Origin of the sequence: Halomonas halocynthiae DSM 14573, from assembly GCF_000425725.1 — a bacterium.
In the GTDB taxonomy this organism is placed as follows: Bacteria; Pseudomonadota; Gammaproteobacteria; order Pseudomonadales; family Halomonadaceae; genus Halomonas; species Halomonas halocynthiae.
The window spans coordinates 179,512-205,901 of the sequence record NZ_KE384441.1; the positions used below are offsets into that span (position 1 = coordinate 179,512).

22 protein-coding genes and 2 tRNA genes are annotated in these 26,390 nt (G+C 53.5%); 17 read left to right on the top strand and 7 right to left on the bottom strand.

Annotation, left to right across the window (positions count from 1 at the left end; genetic code table 11):
- The first annotated feature begins 2 nt into the window (after positions 1–2).
- Both H616_RS0112650 and H616_RS15015 read left to right on the top strand, forming a co-directional pair.
- Positions 3–764, top strand: a complete 762-nt coding sequence (locus H616_RS0112650; protein WP_027967691.1) for a transporter substrate-binding domain-containing protein — start codon at positions 3–5, stop codon at positions 762–764.
- Positions 765–960: 196 nt separating this feature from the next.
- Positions 961–1,890 (top strand): LysR family transcriptional regulator, encoded by a 930-nt coding sequence (locus tag H616_RS15015; protein WP_051234288.1) that lies wholly within the window; start codon positions 961–963, stop codon positions 1,888–1,890.
- Positions 1,891–2,487: 597 nt separating this feature from the next.
- Here H616_RS15015 and H616_RS0112665 read toward each other — a convergent pair.
- Positions 2,488–3,354 carry a LysR family transcriptional regulator ArgP gene (locus H616_RS0112665; protein ID WP_027967692.1) on the bottom strand — a complete coding sequence of 289 codons (867 nt, stop codon included), beginning with the start codon at positions 3,352–3,354 and terminating at the stop codon, positions 2,488–2,490.
- Positions 3,355–3,473: 119 nt separating this feature from the next.
- Between H616_RS0112665 and H616_RS0112670 the strand changes: the two genes are divergently transcribed.
- Both H616_RS0112670 and H616_RS0112675 read left to right on the top strand, forming a co-directional pair.
- The gene (locus H616_RS0112670) at positions 3,474–4,082 is read left to right on the top strand and encodes a LysE/ArgO family amino acid transporter (protein WP_027967693.1); all 609 of its coding nucleotides are present in this window, start codon (positions 3,474–3,476) and stop codon (positions 4,080–4,082) included.
- A 117-nt stretch (positions 4,083–4,199) separates the two neighbouring features.
- A complete protein-coding gene (locus tag H616_RS0112675) occupies positions 4,200–4,997 on the top strand; it encodes an META domain-containing protein (RefSeq protein ID WP_027967694.1) in 798 nt (265 codons plus the stop codon).
- 93 nt (positions 4,998–5,090) lie between these two features.
- On the opposite strand, the gene H616_RS0112680 is transcribed toward H616_RS0112675, so the two are convergent.
- On the bottom strand, positions 5,091–5,816 hold the full coding sequence (locus tag H616_RS0112680; RefSeq protein WP_027967695.1) for a YebC/PmpR family DNA-binding transcriptional regulator: 726 nt from the start codon (positions 5,814–5,816) through the stop codon (positions 5,091–5,093).
- Positions 5,817–6,258: 442 nt separating this feature from the next.
- Between H616_RS0112680 and H616_RS0112685 the strand changes: the two genes are divergently transcribed.
- Positions 6,259–7,926, top strand: a complete 1,668-nt coding sequence (locus H616_RS0112685; RefSeq protein WP_027967696.1) for a BCCT family transporter — start codon at positions 6,259–6,261, stop codon at positions 7,924–7,926.
- A gap of 71 nt (positions 7,927–7,997) precedes the next feature.
- Here the strand turns inward: H616_RS0112685 and H616_RS0112690 are convergent, their stop codons facing one another.
- Positions 7,998–8,810, bottom strand: a complete 813-nt coding sequence (locus tag H616_RS0112690) for an acyl-CoA thioesterase (RefSeq protein ID WP_027967697.1) — start codon at positions 8,808–8,810, stop codon at positions 7,998–8,000.
- Between the two features lie 65 nt (positions 8,811–8,875).
- Between H616_RS0112690 and tadA the strand changes: the two genes are divergently transcribed.
- A complete protein-coding gene (tadA, locus tag H616_RS0112695) occupies positions 8,876–9,349 on the top strand; it encodes a tRNA adenosine(34) deaminase TadA (protein ID WP_027967698.1) in 474 nt (157 codons plus the stop codon).
- On the opposite strand, the gene mltF is transcribed toward tadA, so the two are convergent.
- The gene (gene mltF, locus H616_RS0112700; protein ID WP_027967699.1) at positions 9,346–10,824 is read right to left on the bottom strand and encodes a membrane-bound lytic murein transglycosylase MltF; all 1,479 of its coding nucleotides are present in this window, start codon (positions 10,822–10,824) and stop codon (positions 9,346–9,348) included. The two genes, tadA and mltF, sit on opposite strands and share 4 nt — an antisense overlap.
- A 193-nt stretch (positions 10,825–11,017) precedes the next feature.
- Here mltF and purL point away from each other — a divergent pair, with 193 nt between their 5' ends.
- Positions 11,018–14,956, top strand: coding sequence for a phosphoribosylformylglycinamidine synthase (purL, locus tag H616_RS0112705; protein WP_027967700.1), 3,939 nt, complete (start codon positions 11,018–11,020; stop codon positions 14,954–14,956).
- 86 nt (positions 14,957–15,042) lie between these two features.
- Here purL and H616_RS0112710 read toward each other — a convergent pair whose 3' ends face one another.
- On the bottom strand, positions 15,043–15,255 hold the full coding sequence (locus H616_RS0112710; RefSeq protein WP_027967701.1) for a hypothetical protein: 213 nt from the start codon (positions 15,253–15,255) through the stop codon (positions 15,043–15,045).
- Positions 15,256–15,486: 231 nt separating this feature from the next.
- On the opposite strand from H616_RS0112710, the gene H616_RS0112715 reads away from it, so the two are divergent.
- The 5 genes from H616_RS0112715 (at position 15,487) to rluB (ending at position 20,918) form a co-directional block, all read left to right on the top strand.
- Positions 15,487–16,308 carry a crotonase/enoyl-CoA hydratase family protein gene (locus H616_RS0112715; protein ID WP_051234289.1) on the top strand — a complete coding sequence of 274 codons (822 nt, stop codon included), beginning with the start codon at positions 15,487–15,489 and terminating at the stop codon, positions 16,306–16,308.
- Positions 16,301–18,163, top strand: a complete 1,863-nt coding sequence (radD, locus tag H616_RS0112720; RefSeq protein WP_027967703.1) for a DNA repair helicase RadD — start codon at positions 16,301–16,303, stop codon at positions 18,161–18,163. The genes H616_RS0112715 and radD overlap by 8 nt, the downstream gene beginning before the upstream one ends.
- A gap of 126 nt (positions 18,164–18,289) precedes the next feature.
- Complete coding sequence (locus H616_RS15020) at positions 18,290–19,246, top strand: segregation and condensation protein A (protein ID WP_035573259.1); 957 nt, start codon at positions 18,290–18,292, stop codon at positions 19,244–19,246.
- Positions 19,243–20,055, top strand: a complete 813-nt coding sequence (gene scpB, locus H616_RS0112730) for an SMC-Scp complex subunit ScpB (RefSeq protein ID WP_027967704.1) — start codon at positions 19,243–19,245, stop codon at positions 20,053–20,055. Before H616_RS15020 ends, scpB begins: the two co-directional genes overlap by 4 nt.
- Positions 20,052–20,918 (top strand): 23S rRNA pseudouridine(2605) synthase RluB, encoded by an 867-nt coding sequence (gene rluB, locus H616_RS0112735; RefSeq protein ID WP_027967705.1) that lies wholly within the window; start codon positions 20,052–20,054, stop codon positions 20,916–20,918. The genes scpB and rluB overlap by 4 nt, the downstream gene beginning before the upstream one ends.
- On the opposite strand, the gene H616_RS0112740 is transcribed toward rluB, so the two are convergent.
- Entirely contained in the window at positions 20,901–21,611 is a 711-nt protein-coding gene (locus tag H616_RS0112740) for a phosphatase PAP2 family protein (RefSeq protein ID WP_027967706.1), read from the bottom strand. The two genes, rluB and H616_RS0112740, sit on opposite strands and share 18 nt — an antisense overlap.
- Positions 21,612–21,778: 167 nt before the next feature.
- On the opposite strand from H616_RS0112740, the gene H616_RS0112745 reads away from it, so the two are divergent.
- The 3 genes from H616_RS0112745 (at position 21,779) to nadA (ending at position 23,316) form a co-directional block, all read left to right on the top strand.
- Positions 21,779–21,854 (top strand) — tRNA-Lys (locus H616_RS0112745).
- A gap of 83 nt (positions 21,855–21,937) precedes the next feature.
- Positions 21,938–22,013: transfer RNA gene (locus H616_RS0112750), tRNA-Lys, on the top strand.
- Between the two features lie 244 nt (positions 22,014–22,257).
- On the top strand, positions 22,258–23,316 hold the full coding sequence (gene nadA, locus H616_RS0112755; protein ID WP_027967707.1) for a quinolinate synthase NadA: 1,059 nt from the start codon (positions 22,258–22,260) through the stop codon (positions 23,314–23,316).
- 40 nt (positions 23,317–23,356) lie between these two features.
- On the opposite strand, the gene H616_RS0112760 is transcribed toward nadA, so the two are convergent.
- Positions 23,357–24,823, bottom strand: a complete 1,467-nt coding sequence (locus H616_RS0112760) for a M48 family metalloprotease (RefSeq protein WP_027967708.1) — start codon at positions 24,821–24,823, stop codon at positions 23,357–23,359.
- 175 nt (positions 24,824–24,998) lie between these two features.
- Between H616_RS0112760 and H616_RS0112765 the strand changes: the two genes are divergently transcribed.
- Positions 24,999–25,241 (top strand): sulfurtransferase TusA family protein, encoded by a 243-nt coding sequence (locus tag H616_RS0112765; protein WP_051234290.1) that lies wholly within the window; start codon positions 24,999–25,001, stop codon positions 25,239–25,241.
- Entirely contained in the window at positions 25,238–26,338 is a 1,101-nt protein-coding gene (locus tag H616_RS0112770; protein WP_027967710.1) for an AI-2E family transporter, read from the top strand. The genes H616_RS0112765 and H616_RS0112770 overlap by 4 nt, the downstream gene beginning before the upstream one ends.
- Positions 26,339–26,390 lie beyond the last annotated feature (52 nt).

Genomic DNA, 26,390 nt, shown 5'->3' on the forward strand with positions numbered 1-26,390 from the left:
AAATGAAAAAAATAATTCCTTCTCTGGCGGCCGTTGCAATTATGGGTTTTTCAGCGACGGTAACTAGTAGTGAAACCTTACGCTTTGGTGTAGATGTACCTACGGCTCCAATGGAGTTTCGGTTGCCGAGCGGTGAACTGACGGGGTTTGATATTGAGCTTGGCAATGCTCTCTGTGAGCAGATCAACAGAAGCTGCGAGTGGGTTGAGCAGGAGTGGAGCGGCATTATACCTGGCCTTACTTCTCGTAAGTATGATGCCATCATGTCTTCGATGACAATCAATGATTCACGTCGAAAGAAAGTTCTGTTTTCTGACCCCTATATCAAGCCCTATTCGGCCTGGTTTGGTGCTGACACGCTGGAAATGGAAAAGGTTAGTAAAGATAACCTTGAGGGAAAGACAATAGGCGTTCAGCGCGGAACGCTTCAGGATAGCTACGTAACAGATCAGTTCGGAATGGTAGCAGATGTCAATCGCTACTCAACCACTACAGATATGATCATGGATATTAAAACAGGTCGGGTAGACCTGATATTTCTTGATCACCCTGCCGGTGTAGCCACGCTTCTGGAGAACAGCGATGGTTACAGGATCGTTGGAGAGCTGGTCAATGAGCCAGAGAGGTATTTTGGTGAAGGGTTTGGTATTGCATTTCGGCAGCGTGACGAGGAACTTGCAGAGCAGTTCAATGCGGCTCTTTTAGAGCTTAAGGAAAATGGAACTTATGATGAAATATACCAAAAATATTTTCCTGAAAATTGATTTTTTGTTCTTTTTTTAATTTTTTCTAGTTGTTTTTAGTGATAAAGGCTACCTCTGTTTTTTAGTGGTAGCTTTTTGAGTGTTAGAGGGGGGCTGGCTTTTATGCTTTTGGTGTTCTTTGTATTTTTATGTAGGTTGACGTTCATCAAGCGGCCTTTAAGATGAAGGCCATTTTTTATCGCACAGTGAGAAACTAATGACACGCCCACATCTTCCAACGTTGACTGCCATGCAATGCTTCGAGGCATCTGCTAGGCATCTCAGTTTTACCCGAGCTGCGGTTGAGTTGAGCTTGACTCAGAGTGCTGTCAGCAAGCAGGTGGCCCAACTTGAAACGGTGCTGCAGCATCCGCTGTTTCGCCGTGTGCGAAAGCGTTTACAGGTCACGCCAGAGGGGTCGTTGTACCTCACGGAGGTGCGCAATATTCTGGCCAAAGTCGAGATGTCGACTCGCTATATGCAGTCCTACGGTGGTCAAAGCGAGGTGCTTAACGTGACGACATTGCCAACATTTGGGGCTCGCTGGCTGATTCCGCGGATCAATGGTTACCGTTTTCGTCACCCCAATGTTTATCTGAATATTGCTAATCGTGTTGAGCCATTCGATCTCGAAAAGGAGCGCGTGGATGTCGCATTTTTCTTTGGCCATGGGGCTTGGCCGAAAGCTGAGTGTCTTAAGCTCCTTGATGAAGAAATGGTGGCGGTTTGTGCACCATCTATTGTTCCTGAGGGGGGAATTACACATGCGCTTGAGCTGACTCAGTTGGTGCTTTTGCAGAGTGCGACACGGCCTGATGCTTGGCATCTTTGGTTTGAGGCGCAAGGTGCCTACACGGAATACAGTTACCACGGCCCCCGTTTTGATACATTTTACATGGCGTTGCGGGCTGCTCGGGCTGGATGTGGCGTGGCCTTGGTGCCTCGCTTTCTTGCTGAGGAAGAATTGTTGGCTGGTCAGCTGATGATACCCTGGTCGTTTTCGTCGACTAGCCGCGATGCTTATTATCTCGCGTATCCGGAATGCAAGGCTGATATGGCAAAGGTAAAGGGGTTTGTTGAGTGGATTGTTGAGCACTTGGAGACGCCGCCCCAGGCTTCAGGGGGAACCTGTAGTAGCCCAGTCTAACCATTGAGTTAGGGCTGGAAGGGTGTTTCATAAAAGCGCAGGTTTTTGCCTGTAGGAATGAGTGTCTGTTCGCTGGTTTTATTCAATCATATTGTAGAAAGTCATGCTGGTTTAATAGTTTTTGGAATGCTGAGGGGGGTTCGTTTGAGGTTCTTGTGAGCTCTTGTTTTTATTTATTATGAATGTTGTTCACGTAAGTGTTTATTTATAGTATGTTTTAGACATTAATTAATGTATGACAGAGACTTGTCGTCAGAGTAAAAAAAGCTGCTGGAAATCGATAATATATTGATCAGATAAAAAAGCCGACCCTTGATGGTCGGCTTATGCTTGCTGAGCTGGTTATTCCAGCCATTCTTGGATAGCGTCAGAAGCCGCGCGTTGCCAGTCGGCTAATTGCGCCCAATAGTCGTGAACCCGTTCGTCCGTGCTCATATGGCTCTCCTTTATGAGAAAATCCGTTTGATCAGCCACCGGTTAACGACATCAGCTTATCTTTCACCTTACGCTAGGTCGCTGACAGGTGTTTGGGCAGTATATCGCGATATGTTGCGCTGCAGCAATGCGGCGTTACGTCACGCGTATTCTTTTGCTATATCAGGCAATGGTGACTTGCTGCAGGTGCTTTGTTAAGTGGTTGATAAGCTCGCCGCTATGACGCCAGAAGTGCCAGTAGAGCGGTATCGATAGCGGTTCTTCACTCAAGCTAATCAGCTGCCCAGAGGCCAGCTGCTGTGTTACCTGGCAGCACGGCATCATGCCGTAACCCACACTATTGAGTGTCAGCTGCACAAACCCCTCGGATGATGGGCATAGGTGGTAGGGAAAGGGGCCCTGGTAGCCACAGCGTTCGAGAAAGCGGTGCTGTAGTCGGTCATGGGGGCCGTAAACAATGGCGGGTGCGTGTCGAAATGCTTGATCGTTCAAGCCGTCGTGGAAGTAGCGGGCAGCATAGGCGGGCGTGGCGTAAGGTGAGTACGCCATATGGCCGATGTTGATGCAGCGAGCCCCAGCGATGGGCTGGTCGCTATCGCACAAGCACGCTGCTACATCGCCTTCGCGCAGCCGTTTAAGCCCGACCGCTTGGTCTTCTATAACCAGGTCCAGTAATACGCCTTGCTGGGTGCAAAACTCTGCTATGGCACTGGCCCACCATGTCGCTAAGCTGTCGGCATTAAGTGCGATGCGCAGGCGTGGCGCTCCGCTTTCAAGTGTGGGTAGTGCGGTGGTTAGATCGCGCTCCAGCAGGCGTACCTGCTGGTAATGGTTGAGCAGACGCCGCCCCGCGGGCGTGGGGGCCAGTGCGGGCGTGCGTACCAGCACCGGCTGACCTAAGCGAATCTCTAGGGCTTTGATGCGTTGGGAAACCGCAGACTGTGATACCCCCAGAGCGTCTCCAGCGCGTTCAAAGCCATCGCATTCGATCACGGCGGCCAGCGCCTCTAGTAGTTTGTAATTCAACATAGTTTATGTGCCAGCCCCGCTGCTTAAGGTATTAGTTAATCTAATGCAGAATCAGCAGAATGAATTTTAAGTATAGCAATTGATCGCTAGCATGGCCTGAAATCAAGGGGAGGTCGAACATGCTGGAAAGTTATCTGACAGGGTTGCTGATGAGTGGAAGCATCATTGTGGCTATTGGTGCACAGAATGCTTATGTGCTGGGGCGTGCGGTGCGTCGTGAGCATCACTGGTGGGCGGCAGGGATGTGTATGAGTACGGATGCCCTGTTGATTACTGCCGGTATGCTAGGGGTAGGCGCTTTGTTGATAGCAGCACCTCAGGTGATGGAGGTTCTGCGCTGGGTGGGCGTGGCGTTTCTTGCTTGGCTTGCTGGACAGGCGCTGTATCGAGCAGTCACAGGGTGCCATGGGCTTGAGATGTCGGCTCAACGTAGCGACAGCATAGCCAGTGTGCTGCTAACAACGTTGGCGGTCACTGTGCTAAACCCTCAGGTATATCTTGATACCTTGGTGTTGATACCCGCTGTTGGCGCGCAGCAGACGAATGCCTCTGGGTTTCTGGGTGGTGCGGTTAGTGCATCGTTACTGTGGTTTAGTTTGTTGGCCTGGGGAGGTGCGGCCTTATCGCCTTGGCTTTCGCGGCCGACAGTATGGCGTTTTATTGACGCGGCTATTGGCATGCTGATGTTAATTATTGCAATAAGCTTGGCGAGTGGTGGGCTGGGTTAGTCGGGCATGTTGTTCATTAGTATGGTTAAGTGCATGATTCAATAAGTAAAGGAACCTTTGGGTGCGGGCGGGTCAAAGGGCTTGGTTTTCTATTGGCTAAATAAGGAATGATGTCCCATGAAAAAATGGTTCAATGTTGCGCTGCTAGTGCTAGCAGCTGCTGTATTGGCAGCCTGTTCGACCGTTGATAAGAGTGGCAGTGATTCTCAGGTTGCGGGCGCAGGCGCAAATACGGTGTTGGGTAAATTGCCAGCAGCCTATCGCGGTGAACTGCCCTGTGCAGATTGCGAAGGTATTCGCTATCACTTGGCGTTGTTTGACGATAAGCGCTATACCTTGGAAATGGTGTATTTGGGTGCTGGGGAACAGGCCCGTCTGCACAAGCAGGGTCAGTGGTCACTGAATGACAAGACCAGTACTCTGACGTTAGAAGGCATTGATGATAGTCCCAATAAGTGGCGGGTAATCAGCGCCGATACCATTGAGCAGCTAGATATGCAGGGGCAGCCGATCAATTCGCAGATGAACTATACGTTACAGCGTATTGAGCCTTTTCTAAGTGAACCACTGGAAAACAGCTACTGGAAGTTAATACAGTTGGGTGGTGAGCGTGTTGATGTGCAAGTAAGCCAAAGCGAAGCGCATATTGTGCTGCACAGTGAAGATAATCGAGTTAGTGGTGCGGCGGGGTGCAACCGTTTAATGGGTGGCTTTAAGACCAGTGAAAACCAGCTGGAACTGGGGCCGTTGGCGACCACTATGATGGCGTGTGATAGTGCAAGCATGGCACTTGAGCAGCGTTTCCTTGCTGCGCTCAATGAGGTTGCCTCCTACCGTGTGCTGGTCAGCCAGCTTGAGTTGTATAATGCAAACGATGAGTTGTTAGCGCGTTTTGAGCGTGTTGATCTGACCTGATTACTGTCGTAATGATGGGGTCCTGCTCAAGCCAACGGTTGCCCTCAATAGGTGGCCGTTGGCTTTTTTGTGACCATTCAATGGCCGTGTTTGCTATGAACTGGGCAGCTCAGCGCTATGGAAAACATTTTGTACGTCATCCAAGTCGTTGAGGGTATCTAGCAATTTTTCAAACAGGGCAACGTCATCACCCTCTACTGGCGTGGTGTTCTGCGGTAAAAACTGAATTTCATCTACGCTGAAGTCAGTGTCACCGAAGGCGTCAATTAACGCTTGCTTGGCTTTGGCGTATTCGGTGTGCGGGGCAAATACCGTAAGCTGGCCGTTTTCGCATTCGATGTCGGTGACATCAACATCGGCATCCATCAGCGCCTCAAGGGTCGCCTCTTCGGCATCGCCAGCGAAAGACAAAATCGCGCAGTGATCAAACATGTGGCTGACACTGCCTGGGGTGCCGATTTTGCCCTTGGCCTTGTTAAAACAGGCACGTACATCACCAAACGTACGGTTCGGGTTGTCGGTTAGGCAGTCTACAATCACCATGGCATTGCCTGGCCCGAACCCCTCATAACGAGCGACAGAGTAGTCTTCACCACCGACACCGCTGGCTTTTTCCAGGGCCTTTTCGATGACATGGCTGGGCACTTGGTCTTTTTTGGCGCGCTCTATCAACCCGCGTAGCGAGAGGTTGCCATTAGGGTCAGTACCCCCTTGTTTGGCGACCACATAAATCTCACGGCCGTACTTGCTGTATACCTTGGTTTTTGCGTCGGCCGTTTTGGCCATGGATTCCTTGCGGTTCTGAAAGGCCCTACCCATTGCGTTATCCCGTTATCCTGTTGAGTACGATCATCGTAAAGATTCTACGAAACCCCGCCGTGGCATGACAGCCTTAATTGGTAGCTTAGGGTTGCCAGATTTTAAAAAGCTGGGGTTATCTTCTTGTAAATACTGACTAAGTGGCAGGTCAGTCGCCGCAGAAATTATCAGGGCACAGGTTCTTTTGATGGCTTGCTTGCGGGTAAGTTGTGTGTAATTTTCAGGTGAAGGCTTTCAGCGTATGAGGTGTGTTTAGTCTGCTTAGGAGGGTAGCGCCACGTTGATGAAAATAGTCTTCATGGCGTGCTGTGTCATAATAGTACTGCCGCAAGGCTGGATAATAGCCGCTTGAGCACGGCCTGTCAGGAACGGAATCATCACGATAAGTGGTCTGGCAGGGTCCGTTGGATAGACTCGGTGCTAGCACCGTACAGGGAAAAACATGACACAAGATAAACAAGAGGCTTCACCGGATCATCCGGACAAAAGGCTCATGGAGGAAGGCATACCGTCACCTTCCGGAGATTCTGGACTGATTGATACCGACTACCAAGTTGGGCAAGATAATTTCAAAGGTAGCTTTACAGTTAGCCTGGATATTCATAGTAAAGTATTCAGCATTTCAGCCGTTGTGATTGTTTTGTTTGTGATATTAACGCTGTCATTACAAAACGATATCGGCCCCATATTTACGGCAGTGAATAGCTGGCTCACGGGCAACCTCAGCTGGTTTTTCATTCTGACTTCCAATGTATTCGTTGTGGTGTGTCTTGGCTTGATCTTGTCGCCTTATGGCAGGGTGCGGCTAGGTGGTGTTGATGCCAAGCCTGACCATTCATATATCAGCTGGCTCGCCATGCTGTTTGCCGCAGGCATGGGAATTGGCCTGATGTTTTATGGTGTGGCCGAGCCGATGTCGCACTTTTCCTCCGCCTTGGGCGGCGTACAAGTCGGTGAAGATGGGTTGCGTACTGACTGGGCCCCGTTGGGTGGTGCTGAAGGCGATATGCTTGGGGCGGCTAAGTTGGGAATGTCGGCAGCGTTGGTTCACTGGGCAGCGACTGCATGGGCGATATATGCGGTGGTGGCATTGGCGCTGGCGCTGTTTTCTTTTAATAAAGGCTTGCCGCTGACGATGCGCTCTATTCTGTATCCGGTTCTTGGTGAACGGATCTGGGGATGGCCTGGCCACCTGGTGGACATTCTGGCGGTTTTTGCCACGTTGTTTGGCTTGTCGACATCGCTGGGTTTTGGCGCTGAGCAAGCAACAGCGGGCCTGAATTATCTGTTCGGTATTTCTGATGGCAACGTGACTAAAGTATTCCTGATTTTGGGCATCACGGGGGTTGCGTTAGTGTCTGTAGTGGTGGGGCTGGATGCTGGCGTTAAGCGTCTTTCTGAGCTGAATATGCTGCTGGCGTTTTTGTTGTTAATGTTTGTCATTATTGCGGGGCCAACCCTCATCATCGTTACCGGCTTTTTTGAGAACTTGAAGAATTACTTCATGTATCTGCCGGCGCTTTCCAACCCATTTGGCCGGGAAGATCTTAACTACAGCCAAGGCTGGAGTGCATTCTTCTGGGCATGGTGGATCAGCTGGTCGCCCTTTGTTGGTATGTTCATCGCTCGGGTTAGTCGTGGTCGTACCGTGCGTGAGTTTTTGATAGCTGTATTGGTAGTGCCGACACTGGTATGTGTGATTTGGTTTACTACCTTTGGTGGCACGGCTATCGATCAGGTGATCAATGGTTATACCGCGGTGCAAGACGCTGCGCTTGAACTCAAATTGTTTGTGATGTTAGAGCAGCTGCCGTTAACCCTGGTGACTTCTGTGCTGGGTATTATGCTGGTGGTCGTGTTTTTCATTACCTCGTCGGATTCTGGATCGCTGGTTATTGATGCGATTACTGCTGGCGGAAAAATCAATTCTCCAACAACGCAGCGAGTTTTCTGGGCCTCTATTGAAGGCCTGATTGCTATCGCCTTGTTACTGGGTGGTGGGTTGGCTGCACTACAGGCAATGGTTGTTGCAACGGGACTGCCGTTTTCTTTTGTGCTTTTGGTGGGGGTTTACGGCATTGTTAAAGGGCTGCATGACGAGCCGCGTTGAGTTTTGATTCGTATAGGCAGTAAAAAGGCGACCTCGGTCGCCTTTTTACTGCTGCCGTAATTGCAGCTGTATTAGCGGTGTTGCCTGATCAGCCCTTCCTGAGCGCTGGAGGCAACTAGCTGGCCCTGTCGATTGTAGATACTGCCGCGGGTAAAGCCTCTGGAGCCACCGGCCCATGGGCTGTCCATGTCATAGAGCAGCCATTCGTTAACCTTGACGTCGTGGTGAAACCACAGAGAGTGATCGAGGCTGGCAATCTGTAGCGCAGGATCGCCAAAGCGAATGTTGTGCGGCAGCAATGCCGTGGTTAGTAGATTAAAGTCAGAACTGTAGGCCAGCAGGTAGCGATGTAGGGCGGGGGTATCGGGTAGTTCACCGGCCAGCCTGAACCACAGCCGTTTACGTGCGGGTTGGCCGTTTTCTGCCTCTTCGCTCAGCGGTAAAAACTCGATGGGATGCCCGGGGAAGCGGATGAGTTTATCCGTGTCGTGGTCTAATGAGTCAGGCATCGCCACGCTTGGCATTTGTGGTTGATGCGCCATGCCGTCTTCTTGGTCGTGAAATGAAGCACTGCAGAAAAAAATGGGCCGCCCCTTCTGAATGGCGGTGATCCGTCGTGTTGTGAAACTACCGCCATCGCGCACCGCATCTACTTGATAGATAACGGGCTTGTTAGGATCGCCGGGGCGCAAAAAGTAGCCATGAAGAGAGTGTGCACGGCGTGCTGAGTCGACGCTGTGAGTGGCGGCGGAAAGTGCTTGGCCCAGTACTTGGCCGCCGAATAACTGGGGCAAGCCAAGGTCTTGACTGTAGCCACGAAACAGATTCTCTTCTAGGGTTTCGAGACCAAGAAGGTCAACCAGATCATTTAGGGCAGCTTGCATTACAGATATTCTCCGGTAGGGCATTTGGATAAGCCAATAGCGCAAGTTTACGGGAGTAACGCGCCATGCGCAGTGATGAATACTATATGCACCGAGCAATAGACCAGGCTCATCTGGCGCTTGCGGAGGGCGAGGTGCCAGTCGGGGCGGTGGTGGTAGACCCGCAGGGCGAAATTATTGGCACGGGCTACAATGCCCCGGTGGCTGATCATGACCCTAGTGCTCATGCAGAGATAATGGCACTGCGTGATGCAGGCAAACGACTGGGCAATTACCGCCTTGATGGTTGCACGTTGTTTGTCACTCTGGAACCTTGCTTAATGTGTACTGGAGCCATGATACATGCGCGGCTGATGCGAGTGGTATACGGCGCGACTGAGCCACATACCGGTATGGTTGAGTCGAAAGCCAATTTGTTTGCTCAACCATGGTTCAATCATCGGGTTGAGGTGCAAGGGGGCGTGCTGGCTGGGAGAACCTCACGGCTGTTGACGAATTTTTTTGCTCAGCGGCGCCACTCCTCGGCGGGTGAGGCTTAACTGTCAGCCGCCTGTTCGTTTGGTGGTATGACGTCAAACAAGAGGCTGTCATCAGAGCTTGGCTGTCGCTCGTTGAGCTGGTGAAATTGTTGCTGACTGCGATCCACGTAGGTGAGGATTTCATAGTAGCGGCGAATGTTACGCACATAAATGACCGGCTCTTCGCCACGAGCGTAGCCATAGCGTGTTTTTTCGAACCACTCTCGATGCTGCAGTAATGGCAGTGTTTCGCTGACATCGGCCCATAAGTCTGGATTTCCGCCACGTTCTTCGGTGAGGTTGCGCGCATCATAAAGGTGGCCGAGCCCTACGTTGTAAGCGGCCAGAGCCATATATAAACGGTCTATTCCGGTGATTGATTCTGGTAGGCGCTGTTTGATATCACGTAAGTAGCGTGCGCCACCATCGATGCTCTGTGCGGGGTCCAGGCGATTTTCTACGCCTAGGTCGCTGGCTGTGGGGAGCGTTAGCATCATTAGACCGCGCACCCCTGTTGGTGAAGTGGCATCGGGCTGCCAGTGAGATTCTTGATAGCCTGCTGCTGCCAGTAATTTCCAGTCAAAACCATAGTTTTTGGCGGCTTCTTGGAATAGTTCTTTATAGGTGGGTAGCCGGCCACGCATATGGTCAATAAACGTCCGAGCGCCTACGTATTCCAGGTAGTTGTCACGCCCAAGGTACTTCGTTTGTAACCTCTCCAGTTCGCCGCTTGATTTCAGCTCATCGAGAAACAGGTTGATCTGCAGTAGCAGGTCATGGCCATTATGTTTCGCAACGACCCAGGCTAATGACAGCGGCTTGCCGATGGCAAAACCCTGGTCTACCTCAGGAAAAAACAACCGATTGATGCGAAATTCATGCTCGTATACAACAGCAGCATCAAGACTGCCATTGGTCACCTGAGCAAGCAGTTCAGCGACTTCGATACGGTCAGAGGCTTTCCAGCTGAGTGCAGGGATGTTGCGCTGAAGCTCATACATGGCTTGGTTGCTACCGGTGCCGCTTAGGGTGCCAATTTGTAATCTCTGTAGGTCGTCCAGCGTTTTGGGAGGAGGTAGGCCTCGACGATATACCAGTACGGGCTGTAGCGGCATGATTGGTTGGCTGAACATCACGCCGTTCTGGGTAGGGTCGATAGGCAACGTTGCTGCACCAAGGTCGCCATTGAGACGAACGGCATCAATGATGCCGTCGATTCTTTGGCTTGTGTCCAACGTTAGGCTGACGTCGAGTTGATTAGCAAAGCGCCGCACCAGATCGTACTCAAACCCCGTTGGCCCTTGTCGGCCTTCGTAGTAGGTTGTGGGCGTGTTGCGGGTATGCACACTGAGAAACTCGCGTGCCAGTATCTCTGCCAGCCCCTTGTCGGGAGTGGCAGGTGGTGGCACCGGTAGTAGCGTCAGCAGCAGTGCGGTGCCCAACAGCAAGTAACCCCGGCGGTAGCGGCCGAAGCGAGTAACCAGCGATGACAGCATGAAAAAAAGGGGTGGCTGAGTAGAACGTCACATTACCCAGCCAAGGAGTCGCTGTCACTATTTGCTCTGTCGCTTTTAGGTGCTTCTATCGCAGACTCGGTTTCTCGCTGCCGATGCTTTCCAGTATCATAGGCATTCGTTGCCGCTGGCTGCGGCCCCAGATTATTTCGCTTGATTCCAGAGGCCCGAGGATATGCTCGAACTGCAAGGTGCGCCTGCACTGTCCGTCTTCCGTCATGCCAGATTGCTGGCCGACTTGCGTGATGCTGTGCCGGAAGTCGAGGCGCTCAGTGCCGATTACCTGCATTTCATTGACCACGATGGCGACTTTGACCCAGACGAGTCTGCACTGCTTGAGCGTCTGTTGGATTACGGCCAGCCGCGTGAGCCTGGTACTGTTTATCCGGGGGCGCAGATGTTTTTGGTCGTCCCGCGTATTGGTACCCAGTCTCCATGGTCGTCAAAAGCGACTGATATCGCCCACAACTGCGGGCTTGGTAAGTTGTTGCGCCTGGAGCGCGGTATTGCTTACCGAGTGAGCTTTTCTGGTGCAATGAGCGAACCGGCTTTCAACGAAGTGGCCGCGCTGTTGCACGATCGTATGACCGAAACGGTGCTGTTTAACACGTCTGATGCTGTGCAGCTGTTCGCGCATCATGAACCCGCGCCGCTAGGTAGTGTTGATTTATTGGGAGGGGGGCGCGCAGCGCTGGAAACCGCCAATAGCGAACTTGGGCTGGCGCTGGCCGACGACGAAATTGATTACTTGTGCGACGCATTTGCCGGTCTTGGTCGTAACCCTAGCGATGTTGAGTTGATGATGTTTGCTCAGGCCAACTCTGAGCATTGTCGGCACAAAATATTCAATGCCGACTGGTTAATAGATGGCAAGCCGCAGGCTAAGTCATTGTTTGGCATGATCAGAAACACACATGCTGAGTCGCCCGAGAATATTCTTTCAGCCTATAGTGACAACGCTGCCGTTATCTGTGGCAGTGATGCAGGGCGTTTCTTTGCTGCCCCCTTAACGGGTAAGGCCGCTGACGTTGCGGTATACGGCACTCACCAGGAGCCGGTGCACATTCTGGTTAAAGTAGAAACCCATAATCACCCGACAGCCATTGCCCCTTTTCCCGGCGCTGCCACAGGTTCAGGTGGTGAAATTCGTGATGAGGGTGCTACGGGCGTCGGCGGAAAGCCTAAGGCCGGGCTGGCGGGTTTTACGGTATCCAATCTGCGTATTCCTGAGTTTGTTCAGCCTTGGGAAGCCTTTGACTACGGCAAACCCGAGCGCATTGTCAGTGCGTTAGACATCATGCTTGAAGGCCCCATAGGTGGTGCGGCGTTCAATAATGAATTCGGGCGCCCTAATCTGGCGGGTTATTTCAGAACATTTGAACAAGACGCCATGGGTGCTGGTGGCATTGAGCGTCGCGGTTACCACAAGCCCATCATGATTGCGGGTGGTTACGGCAATATTCGCTCAGGCCATGTGCTCAAGGGTGAGATTCCCGTGGGCGGTAAGTTGATCGTGATGGGTGGCCCCGCGATGTTGATTGGGCTGGGCGGCGGAGCCGCTTCATCCATGGCGTCGGGTAGCTCCAGTGCCGATCTTGATTTCGCCTCGGTGCAGCGTGAGAACCCTGAGATGGAGCGTCGCGCGCAGGAGGTCATCGACCGGTGCTGGGCGCTGGGTGACGATAACCCGATCTGTTTTATTCATGATGTTGGCGCGGGCGGTCTTTCAAACGCGTTGCCTGAGCTAGTTAAAGATGGTGAACGTGGCGGGCGTTTCGAGCTGCGTGCCGTGCCCAATGCTGAACCTGGCATGAGCCCACTGGAAATTTGGTGTAACGAGGCGCAAGAGCGTTATGTGCTGGCCGTGGCACCTGAGCAGCTCGCAACGTTCGAAGCGCTGTGTCAGCGCGAGCGCTGCCCTTATGCCGTAGTGGGTGAAGCAACGGAAGCGCATCACCTAGAAGTTCACGACGGCCATTTTGAGAGCCGCCCAGTCAATCTACCGATGAGTGTGCTGTTTGGTAAGCCACCGAAGATGCAGCGCGAATTCAACCGTCAAGACGTCGCGCTTTCTGGCGTAATGCTCGATAACCTTGACCTGCGTGAAGCCATGGATCGAGTGTTAAGCCTGCCTACGGTGGCATCCAAGAGCTTCTTAATCACTATCGGTGATCGTTCGATTACAGGCATGGTGGCGCGTGATCAGATGGTTGGCCCCTGGCAGGTGCCCGTGGCTGATGTCGCCGTCACTACCGCGACGTTTGATACCCATATGGGTGAGGCGATGGCGATGGGCGAGCGCCCGCCGGTAGCCTTGATCAGCCCGGCGGCAAGTGCGCGGTTGGCGGTAGCCGAGACCATCACTAATATGGCCGCTGCGCCTATCGCTAAGCTTGGCGATATTAAGCTTTCCGCTAACTGGATGAGTGCGGCTAACCACGTTGGTGAGAACCAGGCGCTGTATGAGGCCGTGCATGCGGTAGGCATGGAGTTGTGTCCCGCGCTGGATATCGCCATACCCGTAGGCAAGGACTCCATGTCCATGCGCACGGCTTGGCAGGAGACAGGGGAAGCTGGTGAGAGTGAAAAGAAAAGCATTACGTCACCGCTCTCGCTCGTTATCACCGGTTTTGCACCGGTGACGGATGCTATGCGTACCCTAACGCCACAGCTGCGTATGGATCAGGATGAATCTGACCTGATTCTGATCGACTTGGGGCATGGTAAGAATCGCTTGGGTGGCTCGGCGTTGGCGCAAGTTTATGGCCAGGTTGGTGATGAGTGCCCAGACCTTGATGACCCCGAAGATCTCAAGGCATTTTTCGCGGTGATCCAAGGGCTGAACGCGGAAGGAAAACTGCTGGCTTATCATGACCGAAGCGACGGAGGCCTGTTGGTCACGTTGTTGGAAATGGCATTTGCGGCGCATGGTGGTCTGGAAATTAAGCTTGACTGGTTGGTCGATGAACCTTCCGAAGCCGTGGATGCGTTGTTTGCTGAAGAGCTTGGTGCCGTGATTCAGGTCTCCCGTGAGCATACCGAAGAAGTTTTGGTACAGCTCGCTGCTGCGGGCCTCGATACCTGTGGCGTTATCGCTCGGCCACGCTACGATGATCAAGTTCGCGTTACGCTGTTTGAAACGCCGCTGCTTGAAGTGTCACGGTTGCTAACCCAGCGTACTTGGGCTGAAACCAGCTATCGTTTGCAGGCGCTGCGCGACAACGCAGAATGCGCTAAGAGTGAGTTTGATGGCCTGCTGGATAGCCGTGACCCAGGACTTTCTGCGGTGCCCAGCTTTGCTGTCGATGAGGACGTCAGCGCGCCCTTTATTAACCTTGCTCGCCCTCGTGTGGCAGTGCTGCGAGAGCAGGGTGTTAACGGCCACCTAGAAATGGCCTGGGCGTTTGACCATGCCGGTTTTGAGGCGGTGGATGTTCATATGAGCGACATCCTCGAAGGTCGTGTCAGCCTGGCGGACTTCAAGGGCCTAGTAGCCTGCGGTGGGTTTTCCTACGGCGACGTTTTGGGGGCCGGAGGGGGATGGGCCAAGTCGGTGCTATTTAACCCTAGAGCGCGGGATGAATTTGCTGGCTTTTTTGCACGGCAGGACAGCTTTAGCCTGGGTGTGTGTAACGGCTGTCAGATGCTTTCCCAGCTCACCGAGTTGATACCTGGTACTGAAAACTGGCCGCGCTTCATGCGTAATGAATCTGAGCAGTTTGAAGCACGAGTTGCTATGGTGCGGGTAGAAGAAAGCCCGTCGATACTGCTTTCGGGAATGGAAGGCTCCCTGTTGCCAATCGCTGTGGCCCACGGTGAAGGCCGTGCCGAGTTCCGCGATAGTGCCCATTTGCGCAGTATCCAGAAGGGCGGGCAGGTGGCTTTACGTTTCACCGACAACTACGGCCAAGTAACGACGCGTTATCCGGCGAACCCCAACGGTTCACCTTCTGGTATTACTGGGCTGACCACGGCAGATGGCCGAGTGACTGTCATGATGCCCCACCCAGAGCGTGTTGTACGCGCCGTGACTAACTCTTGGCGGCCCGATGAGTGGCGCCAAGATGGAGCGTGGATGAGATTGTTCCGCAACGCCAGAGTGTGGCTGGGGTAATCTTCTGCAGCGCCTTTCAGGCGCGAGCTTCACTTCGAAACAGGCGCCGTTAGGCGCCTGTTTTCTGTAGTGACAAAGGTGACTATTTAGGGTTTTTTTGTCTCATCAGGATGAAGCGCTTTCAGGTGAGATTCTAGTTCGCTGAGAACGTGCTCGTAGTCAGCCTGTAGGGCATCAAAGCGTCCAAAGTCGTGATTACACTCTTCGCAAAAGACGTGGTACTGGTCTTCACGGCCAGGGGGGAAGCGCTTATACATGCTGCCGCAATTTGGGCACGCGGGGTTTGTCTTGGCTTGCATGTGTTTCTCCTCGTTGATGACGGATCTAGGATCTAATGCGGCCTCTTGATGTATCTCAAGGGGCAGTATTCTCAAGCAGGCGCTCATTGTCATTAAGTTTACATAGCTGATGCAAGTTGTTGAGGCGTTTAGCGTCTTCCACCTTGGTCGGTCGTAACATAAAACAACTGTTTGAATGCTGGCCCGTTTCCGGACACACTCAGGAGAAACCCTGCTAGGAGCCCGATTGATATGTCCCATACACTCTCTTCACACGTCTGCCATGAAATGGTACAGCTTGCTGTTGTTGACCATGTCGCTGAGGTGCGCATGGTGCGTGCTGATCGTCACAACGGTTTGGATTGGGCAATGATTGATGGCCTGCTTGAGGCTCAGCGCAGGCTCGTGCAGCACCAGCAGGCTCACCTCGGCGATATACGTGCACTGGTGCTGTCAGGCGATGGTGAAAGCTTCTGTGCGGGGCTTGATATGGCCGATATCATGACTCAACCCCAGCGGCTGCCATCGTTGCTTAAGGCTGCCGATGACGGCATCAACCCAGTACAGCGTTTGGCTCTGGGCTGGCGAGATGTGGGCGTCCCGGTGCTGGCTGCGCTACAAGGCCATGTGTATGGCGGCGGACTGCAAATTGCACTGGGCGCTGATATTCGAATTGCGCATCCTCAGGCGCGCCTGGCCTTGCTTGAGATTGACTGGGGGATCATGCCAGATATGGGAATTAGCGTGACCGCTGCAGGTATGCGCGCAGACGTAATCAGCGAAATGGCCTGGAGTGGCCGGCGAGTCATTGCAGAAGAGGCTTTCTCGCTGGGTTTGGTAAGCCGGTTGGCAGATGACCCTCTGCAGGCCGCTATGGAGGCTGCGCAAGCCATTGCTGGGCGTTCGCCGCGCGCGGTGTCTGCTTTCCGTGAGCTGATGCAGCAAGCGCCCAGTTTGAGTGAGAAGGCGTGTCTGGCACAGGAGGCGCGCTTGCAAAGCACGTTATTGGGTGGCGCTGAACAGCAGGAAGCTGTTGCTGCACGCCTACAGCGCAGGGCAGCAAAATTTGACTGAGCAAGCGCCTAGTTCACCCCCTAAGCCCCAGCTGCGGTCTTACCAAAAAGATGCTGTCAGCCGTGTGATAACACATTTTCGCGAAAGCGATGAGCCGGCGGTGGTCGTACTGCCTACCGGTAGTGGCAAGTCGCTGGTGATTGCTGAGTTGGCGCGGCTGGCTCGCGGGCGGGTGTTGGTGTTGGCTCATGTACGTGAGCTGGTTGAACAGAACCATGCCAAGTATCTGGCGTATGGGCGACAGGCCGATATTTTTAGCGCCGGTCTTGGGCGCAAAGAAAGCGGTCGTCAGGTCGTGTTTGGCTCAGTGCAGTCGGTGTTACCCAATCTTGAGCGCTTTGCTGACGCTAATGTAGAGGTAAGTAGTGATGACTCAGGTGGCGGCGACTTTACCCTGCTGATTATCGACGAATGCCATCGTGTCTCGCAGGAGGCTGAAAGCAGTTACCATCGAGTGATCGCGCATCTACGCCGAGCTAACCCCAGGCTCAAGGTGTTAGGGTTGACTGCGACGCCATATCGGTTAGGGCAGGGGTTTATTTACCATCGTCACCATCACGGGATGGTGCGCGGTGATAGCGACAGTTTCTTTCGCGATTGCGTTTTCGAGCTGCCGTTGCGCCTGATGGTCAAGCAAGGCTATCTGGTGCCGCCTACGCCGGTTGATGTCGCTGTGGAGCGTTACGATTTCTCGTCGCTGGTGCCTGGTAGCGGTGGTTTATTTCGCGAGGATGAGTTGAATCGTGTGGTTGCTGGCAACCGTGTTACACCGAGCATCATTGATGATGTTATCACCCAAGCACAGCAGCGCCAGGGCGTGATGATCTTTGCTGCCAGCATCGCTCACGCGACGGAGATCCTGGGTTATTTGCCAGCGGGCCAGGCTGCGTTGGTCGCTGGCGCTACGCCAACTGCCGAGCGCGAGACAATAATTGCCGACTTCAAGGCCCGCCAGCTCAAGTATCTGGTTAATGTCTCGGTGCTGACTACTGGCTTCGACGCACCCCATGTCGATTTGATTGCCATTTTGCGACCCACCGAGTCGGTTAGCCTATATCAACAAATTGTTGGCCGTGGCTTGCGTTTGTCGCCTGATAAGAAGGACTGTTTAATTCTTGATTACGCGGGTAATCCGTGGGACCTCTACGCCCCCGAAGTCGGTAGCCCACGGCCCGCCAGTGACACTGAGCCGGTGCAGGTGGCGTGTCCTGCTTGTGGTCACGCTAATGTGTTCTGGGGGCGGCGCGATGGTGACACTGTTATCGAACATTTTGGTCGGCGTTGCCAAGGGCTGGTGCCTTCTGATCGCGCCCGACCCCGCGCGAAAAGCGCTAGAGCAAAGCCACCGACAACGGCGATGGAGCAATGTTCGTTTCGTTTTCGCTTCAAGGTTTGCAACGAATGTGGTGCGGAAAACGATATTGCTGCTCGGCAATGCAACGGTTGTCACACGCTGTTGGTGGATGCGGATAAAGCACTACGTGAGGCGCTGAAGCTGCGTGATGCACGTGTGTTGAGGGTGAGCGGCATGCAGCTTGAATCCACGGTTAACGGACGTGGTTTGGCGCGGCTTAAAGTGACCTACCACGATGAAGATGGCGCTGCGCTAAGTGAGTGGTTTGCCCTAGAAACCCCGCCTCAGTGTGCGGCTTTTGCTGTTGTTTTTCTGCGTGACCATCTGCGTGCTCCTGGAATAAGCTGGACACCCCGTAGTCCTGACGCGGTTGTCGCTGAACAACACCGCTTGCGCGCGCCGGATTTCGTTATCGGTCGTAAAGTGGGTCGCTATTGGCAGGTGCGTCGCAAGCTGTTTGACTACACGGGACGCTATCGGTTGGCCGATAGCGCAGGCTAACGCCGGTTGTGCTAGCTTGCTATCAGGTGGGCTTGTAAACTGCCGCGCTGATCTCGCGTTCTCCCGAAAGGCTTCCGTTTGAGTAACGTTGTTAATACGAGCGACACGACTGATACGAACACCGACCTGGGCCCAGCACAGGGCGATGTTGATGTGGTTCAGCAGGCGGAAGTCTTAGGGCGTTTGTTTGATGAGCCGATTCTTGAGTTGCCCGATGACCTGTATATTCCGCCTGAGGCGCTGCGGGTATTTCTTGATGCGTTTGAAGGGCCGCTGGATCTGCTGTTGTACCTGATCCGGCGTCATAATCTCGATATTCTTAGCATCGACGTTGCTGCTATTACCCACCAGTACATCGCTTATATTGAGCTGATGACCTCAATGGAAATCGAGCTGGCAGGCGAGTATCTACTGATGGCCGCTACGTTGGCAGAGGTTAAGTCGCGTACCTTGCTGCCGCGCCCGCCAAAGGAGGGCGATGACGCTGAAGACGAAGATCCCAGGGCTGAGTTGATCCGGCGCCTTCAGGAGTACGAGCGGCTTAAGCATGCCGCTGAAAGCTTGGGTGAGATGCCTCGGCTGGGGCGTGACTGGTTTTCTGCCAGTGCGGCGCTACCACCGCTGGACTCTCGAGTGGTGCACCCAGATGTTGCACTCGATGCCTTGCTGGGCGCATTAGCCGGTATTTTACGGCGAGCTGAGTTAAACCAGTCACACCAGGTCAGCCGTGAAACGTTATCGACACGTGAGCGCATGTTGGCGATTATGGCGCAGTTGGATCATCAGCATTATACGCCGTTTGAGGCTTTGTTTTTTTTAGAAGAAGGGCGAGCGGGTGTTGTTGTTACTTTTATGGCGATTTTGGAGTTGGCCAAAGAAGCAATGATCGAAATTGTTCAGAATGCGCCGCTGTCACCCATCCATGTGCGGGCTCGCGTAGCTGCCGCTGACGGTGAAAATCCTTACGAGAATGACTCGGAAAGTGCAGAATATGATGAAAACGTATTTGCCGATGAGGTGGATACGCAGGAGGCGTTACCGGGTGGTGGTGCCTCGTACGATGACAACGAGGTGTTTGAGTGAGTGCAGAGTCGCCAAGTCTGCTGGATGACATACTGGAAGCAGCCTTGCTGGCTGCTGGTGAGCCGCTATCACTTGAGCGTTTTGATGTGTTGTTTGATGACCATGAGCGGCCGCCGCGTCAAAGCCTGCGTGACGCATTAGATCGTGTTGCTGAGCGCCATGAGGGCGGCGCCATGGAGATGTTGCAAACGGCCTCGGGGTATCAATTGCGCATCCGGCCACGATTATCACCCTGGGTTTCACGGTTATGGGACGAGCGGCCCCAGCGTTATTCACGGGCATTACTCGAAACGCTGGCGCTAATTGCCTATCGTCAGCCGGTGACTCGTGGTGACATTGAAGACGTGCGTGGTGTTGCGGTCAGCGGTTCAATCATGCGCACGTTATTGGAGCGTGGCTGGGTGCGTGTAGTTGGGCATCGTGACATGCCAGGTCGCCCTGCGGTGTATGCCACCACCCGTAGTTTTCTTGATGACCTGGGGTTGAAAACGCTGGATGAGCTTCCGCCTATGCATGAGCTAAAAGCGTTTGAAGAGCAGCTTGCTGAAGAAGAAGCCGCACCGCCGCCATCTCAGCACGCACTGTTGGCCCAGGCAGATGAGCTTCTTGACGAAGATGACAGTGATACGCAATCGACGACGGCCGGGATGGCCGACGAAACACACGCCGGGACGGCGTCCGAACGGACAGCGCTGAGCTTTGTTGATTTGCAGGCGCGCCTGTCCGAACGTGCTCACACGCAACGTCACACAGCCGATGATGGCACCGTGAGCACGGAATCCACTACCAGTGAGAATGACGACCAATGACACATTCGACTCCCCCCACCGAAAAGCTACAGAAAGTTCTTGCTCGAGCAGGCCTTGGCTCACGCCGCGAAATGGAAGGGGTAATCGCCGAAGGCCGGATCAAGGTTAACGGTAAAGTAGCAAGCTTGGGCGACCGTATTGAAATGCGTGATCAGGTCACTCTGGATGATCGTCCGGTGGGGCTGCGCAGCGTTGATGATGTGCCGCGTCGAGTCATCATGTACAACAAACCCGAAGGCGAGCTGTGTACCCGCAAAGATCCAGAAGGGCGACGCACCGTATTTGACCGCCTGCCCCGGCTTAAGGGTGAGCGCTGGATCGTTATTGGCCGCCTGGATATTAATACCAGCGGTTTACTCCTATTTACTACCGATGGTGAGTTAGCTAATCGGTTGATGCATCCGTCTACAGAAGTTGAGCGTGAGTACGCGGTACGCGTTATGGGGCAGGTTGAGAAGCAGCATATTACTGCCATGACAGATGGCGTTATGCTGGATGATGGTCCTGCCCGCTTTACTGATGTTCAGGAGTTTGGTGGCGAAGGCATCAATACGTGGTTTCACGTCGTCATCATGGAAGGGCGCAACCGTGAGGTGCGTCGATTGTGGGAGTCTCAGGAGCTGACGGTGAGCCGCCTCAAGCGCGTGCGTTACGGCAATATCTTTCTGGACAAGCGCGTTAAGCTTGGCGAATGGGTCGAGCTGAATCAGGACGAAGTGGACGACCTGTCGGCGATGGCAGGGTTGCCCAAACGCGCCGTGCCAGCGCTGACGCCGAATGAGCAGAAGCAGTGGAAGCGTGACCGCAATAAACGTCAGCCGGTTCAGGGTATTCGTAAAGCGGGCTCACGTTCGCGGCGTTGATTTTCCCGTTGCACGTAGTATATAGCCACTGACAGCGCGGGTGCAGCGTTCTGCCAGTGGCGTACATAACACCCAGGGCAGAATCAGCAGCACAATCGCCAGTGAGCCGACAAGGATGTCGGTGAACCAGTGTGCGCCAACCACTACCCTGGGGGCTGCTGCCAGCACCAGAATTACCAAGCTGAGGGCGCGTACCAGTCGGTCTCCAAAGGCAAGCATGAAGCCAGTAAAAATCATTGCCATGATGCCGTGGTCGCCAGGGAAACTGCTGTTGGAAATGGCTTTGGTAGAAAAGCTCACCAGTTCGGTGATGCGGGTAGCATCTGGATAGCGCAGGGTCGGGCTTTCGTGGGTATGGGTCACCAGAAGGCGCACTAATACGACGGTGACACCCGCGGTTAGCACCATGGTAACTCCGATACCAACCCAGCGTGGCCAGCCGCCTTTCGGGTCGCGTTGGCAGCCCAGGCCCATCAGGGCCAGCATCAACCCCATGACGACGGGATCAAAAAGACGGCTGTTCATTGCCGCCAGTAGCGTTGTCCAGGCTGGGTTATCGGCACTGAGAGTGTGGTTGAAAAACCAAAAAATCTGGTCATCAACCCGATCCCATAGCGTAAAAGAGGGCACTGCCCAACTGAAAATTATCGCTAGGCCTAATGCATTGAGCAGCAGCGGACGACGCAAAGACATGTTGAATCTCAAATAGTGGATAGGAAGGCATAGAGGCTGGTTTCAGCCGATTAATGCTATTCTTCATCGGTTTGGCGCTGATGTCTATGGCAAGTGGAAAAATGCCAAAGTGAAAAAACTGCTTGCTATAGGCAGGTAGAATCCGTAATATCTGCACGCGTTCGGAAGGGTCGTTAGCTCAGTTGGTAGAGCAGTTGACTTTTAATCAATTGGTCGTAGGTTCGAATCCTACACGACCCACCAACCGGACTCTATGCGAGAGCATAAAGGTCATAGTAAAATCAGCAGTAAGAATTGTGTAAGGCGATTAAATCGCTAAACACCTTGGGTCGTTAGCTCAGTTGGTAGAGCAGTTGACTTTTAATCAATTGGTCGTAGGTTCGAATCCTACACGACCCACCAAATACCGCGCCCCTGCCTGACTAAGGCAGGGGCGTTTTGCTTGGTGCTTGGTTAATGGGGCTTGATTAACAATGTGGCCAGGGGTTTGAGCAATCCTCTCTCTTCGGTCTAGAATAAAGGCAGGTTGAGCATCGCGGCAGACGCAACGCTCAATCTATCGGCTGTGCTGTCCGGCGCGGAGAGCGTTGGCTACGGTACTTGGCGAAATGCAGGGGGAGCCCCTGCCGTCACAGTGGTAGACACGATGACTAAGATGATTTCTGCCGAGCTGTATAAACAGCCGGCAACTCGCTATTGCCCGACTCGGCTTGTTGCCGATGACGAAGCGCAGATCGAAGAGATCAGGCGGCTTCTTAAAGCTAACAATGCAGTACTGGTAGCTCACTATTACACCGATGATGCAATTCAGCACCTGGCCGAAGCCACCGGCGGTTGTGTCGCTGATTCGCTGGAAATGGCCCGCTTTGGCGCTCAGCACTCTGCCGACACCTTGATTGTTGCTGGTGTGCGTTTTATGGGTGAAACTGCCAAGATTCTGTCGCCGGAAAAACGTGTCCTGATGCCAACCCTGGAGGCTACCTGCTCGTTAGATATCGGCTGCCCAGCAGATGAGTTCAGTGCGTTTTGTGATGCTCACCCCGATCGCACGGTGGTGGTTTATGCCAATACGTCAGCCGCGGTTAAAGCCCGTGCTGACTGGGTGGTAACCTCCTCTATTGCTGTTGATGTGATTGAGCACTTGCATGCTAAGGGTGAGAAAATTCTGTGGGCTCCGGACAAGCATTTGGGGGCCTATATTCAGCAGAAAACGGGCGCCGATATGCTGCTGTGGGACGGGGCCTGCATTGTGCATGAAGAGTTCAAGGCCAGGGGCATTGAAGATCTTAAGGCGCTATACCCTGACGCTGCCGTGTTGGTGCATCCTGAGTCCCCTGCGGGTGTTGTTGAGCTGGCTGATGTGGTGGGCTCTACCTCGCAGCTGATCAATGCTGCAACGCGTTTGCCCAATAAGCGGCTAATCGTTGCCACTGATCGCGGTATTTTCTTCAAGATGCAACAGGCCGCGCCAGATAAAATACTGTTTGCCGCACCTACGGCTGGAGATGGGGCGACGTGTAAAAGCTGTGCCCACTGCCCTTGGATGGCCATGAATGCATTGGATAACGTGGCTTTTGCGCTACGCGCAGGCAGGGGGGCAAATGGGGCAAGCGACGCCAGCAGTCATGAGATCACGGTAAATGAGGCGTTGCGCCAAGCTGCACTAAAGCCCTTGACGCGTATGCTGGCGTTTAACGCGGGTTAATCGGTAGTAATCACTCCGTTATTTACCACACCGTTATTGGCTACTGGAATTCTTCCATGGTTTCTCGGTAGCCAATAAATGCCTCGCGACGCTGCTTTATACGATTGGATGCCGTTAGGTCGTTATGTCGCTTGGCGATCTCTTGAGCAACATCAAGCTGTTGAATTGCGCGGTCAATATGCCCCGTTAGTTGCTGGTGCTCGGCCCGTGCCAAGTGCCCCCAGGCCTCACGTTCACTGCGGCCAGCGGCCTCGGCTAGCAGGGCAAATACCTGAGGGTCTTCGGGCCGCTGGTCAGCTAGTTCATTGAGTATAAAATACGCGTCATTGGGGTTGGTCTGTAGCAATGCTTCGCCCAGCATCAGTTGTGTGGGTTGGTAGCCTGGCATCAGGCGCAGTTGCCTGCGTGCTCGCTCAATTGCGTCATTGACGCGCCCTGCTTTTAGCGCGACGTCAACTGCTGATGCTGGCAGCATCGCCAGGTCGGGATGCGCCTGGGCGAGGGTATCCAGTTGCCTAAGAGCGCTGTCGGTCTGTTTTTTTTCTGCATCAATTAACGCGGCCAGATAACGTTGAGCCGCCTCGGGAGGGTTGCTGCGCTTCAATCGTGTTGCAGCCTGGCTGGGGTCGCGATCATAAATCGCCAGCAGCGCTCGGGCACGAACCAGGTGATAGGCCAGATCTTCAGCGCGGGGATGAGTCACTTGAATCTGGTTAGCGCGGGACTGGGCATCAGTAATGCGCGACTCGGTGAGTGGGTGAGTAAGCAGAAATTCTGGTGGATTACCGCCCTGCAACGTGAGTTGGCGCTGCATGGTGCGGAATAAGTCAACCGTTGCTTGAGGGTCGTAGCCGGCACTTGCCATGGCCTGAAGGCCAATGCGGTCGGCTTCCTGTTCAAAGCGGCGTGAATAGGCGAGCTGGTCTTGATACAACGCTGCCTGTGAACCGACTGCGGCGGCAATGCCCACGTCGCCGCCACCGCTGGCAGCAACAAGCATTCCCGCCAGCATGGCTGCCATGGCAGGCAATCGCATTTGCTCTGCGCGGGCCTTGCCGCGTGCGTAATGGCGTTGTGAAAGGTGACCTAGTTCGTGGGCGAGTACTGAAACCATGGCGGCTTCTTGCTCAGCGAAGGCAAATAGGCCAGCATTAATTCCGATAACTCCACCAGGAACAGCGAAGGCGTTCAGTCGGTCGCTGGCCACCAGAGTCACAACGGTGTCGATACCGGAGAGTTCGCTGTGTGGCAGTAAGCGGGCCACCAGTGTGTTGACGTAGTCTTCACTAATTGGATCTTCCCAGGCTGGTGCGTGGGCTCGAAACTGGCGTAACCAAGCACGCCCTAAGCGGACTTCCTCACCGTTGATTACTTGAGTGTTGCTGCTGGTTAGGCTGGGCAGTGACAGGTCGAGATTGGTCTGGCTCCATGCGGGAGATAGCGCAGAAACCATCACAGACAAGCTCAGAAGCAGCGTGATAAGCCAGGTCAGGGCGTAGCGAAGCATTGAGAAGCCTCATCGGTAAACATAGGTACAGGCTACAGCATTTTGTCAGACATTGATTCGCTATATAAAGTGCCTTTATTTACACTGGGCTGTTGTCGATTCGTTACTCTGGCGGCAGTTTTGCGTGTGGTTGACAGGGGTGTTTCGTCATTTTCTTTTTGGAGACTTCATAGCTATGCAGCCTGATGACGTGCTTGATGCCTGCGGTTTTCCATGTCCGCTGCCTTTGCTTAAAACAAAGCAGGCGCTGTCTCGGCTATCGTCTGGTCAGTTATTGGAAGTCATGGCTACGGATGCGGGTGCTTGGCGCGATGTTGTGTCGTTTGTTGAACTCAGCACGCATGAACTGGAAGCGCGCGAGGAGCGTGACGGCATTTATTATTTCTGGATTCGTAAGGGAAAAGAGGTAACGACATGACACTGCGTTCATTGTTTCGTGGTTGGATGGAGCAGTACTTCTCGGATGAAGAAGCCGTGGTCATGCTTATTGTGCTGGTACTGGGGTTTGCCTGTGTCATTTTTTTCGGAAAAATGCTGGCACCTTTTTTTACCGCGCTGATCATTGCCTTTTTGCTGCAGGGTGGGGTGAACTTTCTGACTCGGCATCGCGTGCCGGGGTTGTTGGCAATCGCTCTGGTTTATTTAGTGTTCATCGGCATTCTATTGATCATAGCGTTCATTCTTTTGCCATTGATCTGGAGCCAAATGGCTAACCTCATGCACGAGTTACCACGCATGTTAGCCAGTGGTCGCAAGATGGTGGATGACTTACAGGTGTTGTACCCACAGCTCGTTACGCCGGATCAAATTCAGACCTGGATTGGCATGGCAAGCCGTGAAGTAACGCTGCTGGGGCAGCATGCGGTGACTTTGTCGTTGGCCTCGTTAGGCAACGTGATGGGGCTAATCATCTATCTTGTGCTAGTGCCTATACTGGTGCTGTTTATGCTCAAGGACAGTAATCAGCTGGTGGGATTTGCTGTTTCATTGCTGCCACGTCAGCGAGACTTGATGGGTCGGGTATGGCATGAAATGGACAATAAGATAGCGAACTACGTGCGCGGGAAGTTCATCGAAATTATCATCGTTGCTAGCGTTGCCTTTATTGTCTTCACTTTCCTTGGGTTGCGGTATTCTGCGCTGTTGGCGGTGTTGGTCGGGCTTTCCACGCTGGTGCCTTTTATCGGTGCGGCTGTGGCGACTTTGCCGGTCATGGCAGTAGCGGGCTTTCAGTTTGGTTTGGGTGATCAGTTTTTCTATGTTTTGTTTGCCTATGCCGTTATTCAGGCCATTGATGGCAACGTGCTCGTTCCGCTGCTGTTTTCAGAAGCTGTCAATCTGCATCCGGTTTCCATCATTCTTGCAGTGTTGTTTTTTGGTGGTATCTGGGGGTTCTGGGGGGTGTTTTTCGCTATTCCCCTGGCAACGCTTATGAAAGCGTTGCTTTACGCTTGGCCGCGCGGCATAGAGCAGCGGCGTGAAAAAACGGAAGCGTTGCCAGGTGGGGCAGCCTGACGTTCGCTTCAACAACCGTCTGGTCACAAATGAGGTTAACGCCAGAAGCCGT

Coding starts and splice junctions, on each gene's coding strand:
- H616_RS0112665 (WP_027967692.1), bottom strand. CDS start 3,354: ATGTTGAATTACAAACTACTAGAGGCGCTGGCCGCCGTGATCGAATGC.
- H616_RS0112690 (WP_027967697.1), bottom strand. CDS start 8,810: ATGCAAGCTGCCCTAAATGATCTGGTTGACCTTCTTGGTCTCGAAACC.
- H616_RS0112670 (WP_027967693.1), top strand. CDS start 3,474: ATGCTGGAAAGTTATCTGACAGGGTTGCTGATGAGTGGAAGCATCATT.
- H616_RS0112760 (WP_027967708.1), bottom strand. CDS start 24,823: ATGCTTCGCTACGCCCTGACCTGGCTTATCACGCTGCTTCTGAGCTTG.
- H616_RS0112675 (WP_027967694.1), top strand. CDS start 4,200: ATGAAAAAATGGTTCAATGTTGCGCTGCTAGTGCTAGCAGCTGCTGTA.
- H616_RS0112740 (WP_027967706.1), bottom strand. CDS start 21,611: ATGTCTTTGCGTCGTCCGCTGCTGCTCAATGCATTAGGCCTAGCGATA.
- H616_RS0112715 (WP_051234289.1), top strand. CDS start 15,487: ATGTCCCATACACTCTCTTCACACGTCTGCCATGAAATGGTACAGCTT.
- rluB (WP_027967705.1), top strand. CDS start 20,052: ATGACACATTCGACTCCCCCCACCGAAAAGCTACAGAAAGTTCTTGCT.
- mltF (WP_027967699.1), bottom strand. CDS start 10,824: ATGCTGTCATCGCTGGTTACTCGCTTCGGCCGCTACCGCCGGGGTTAC.
- H616_RS15015 (WP_051234288.1), top strand. CDS start 961: ATGACACGCCCACATCTTCCAACGTTGACTGCCATGCAATGCTTCGAG.
- H616_RS0112770 (WP_027967710.1), top strand. CDS start 25,238: ATGACACTGCGTTCATTGTTTCGTGGTTGGATGGAGCAGTACTTCTCG.
- purL (WP_027967700.1), top strand. CDS start 11,018: ATGCTCGAACTGCAAGGTGCGCCTGCACTGTCCGTCTTCCGTCATGCC.
- H616_RS0112685 (WP_027967696.1), top strand. CDS start 6,259: ATGACACAAGATAAACAAGAGGCTTCACCGGATCATCCGGACAAAAGG.
- H616_RS0112680 (WP_027967695.1), bottom strand. CDS start 5,816: ATGGGTAGGGCCTTTCAGAACCGCAAGGAATCCATGGCCAAAACGGCC.
- tadA (WP_027967698.1), top strand. CDS start 8,876: ATGCGCAGTGATGAATACTATATGCACCGAGCAATAGACCAGGCTCAT.
- H616_RS0112710 (WP_027967701.1), bottom strand. CDS start 15,255: ATGCAAGCCAAGACAAACCCCGCGTGCCCAAATTGCGGCAGCATGTAT.
- nadA (WP_027967707.1), top strand. CDS start 22,258: ATGACTAAGATGATTTCTGCCGAGCTGTATAAACAGCCGGCAACTCGC.
- H616_RS0112765 (WP_051234290.1), top strand. CDS start 24,999: ATGCAGCCTGATGACGTGCTTGATGCCTGCGGTTTTCCATGTCCGCTG.
- H616_RS0112650 (WP_027967691.1), top strand. CDS start 3: ATGAAAAAAATAATTCCTTCTCTGGCGGCCGTTGCAATTATGGGTTTT.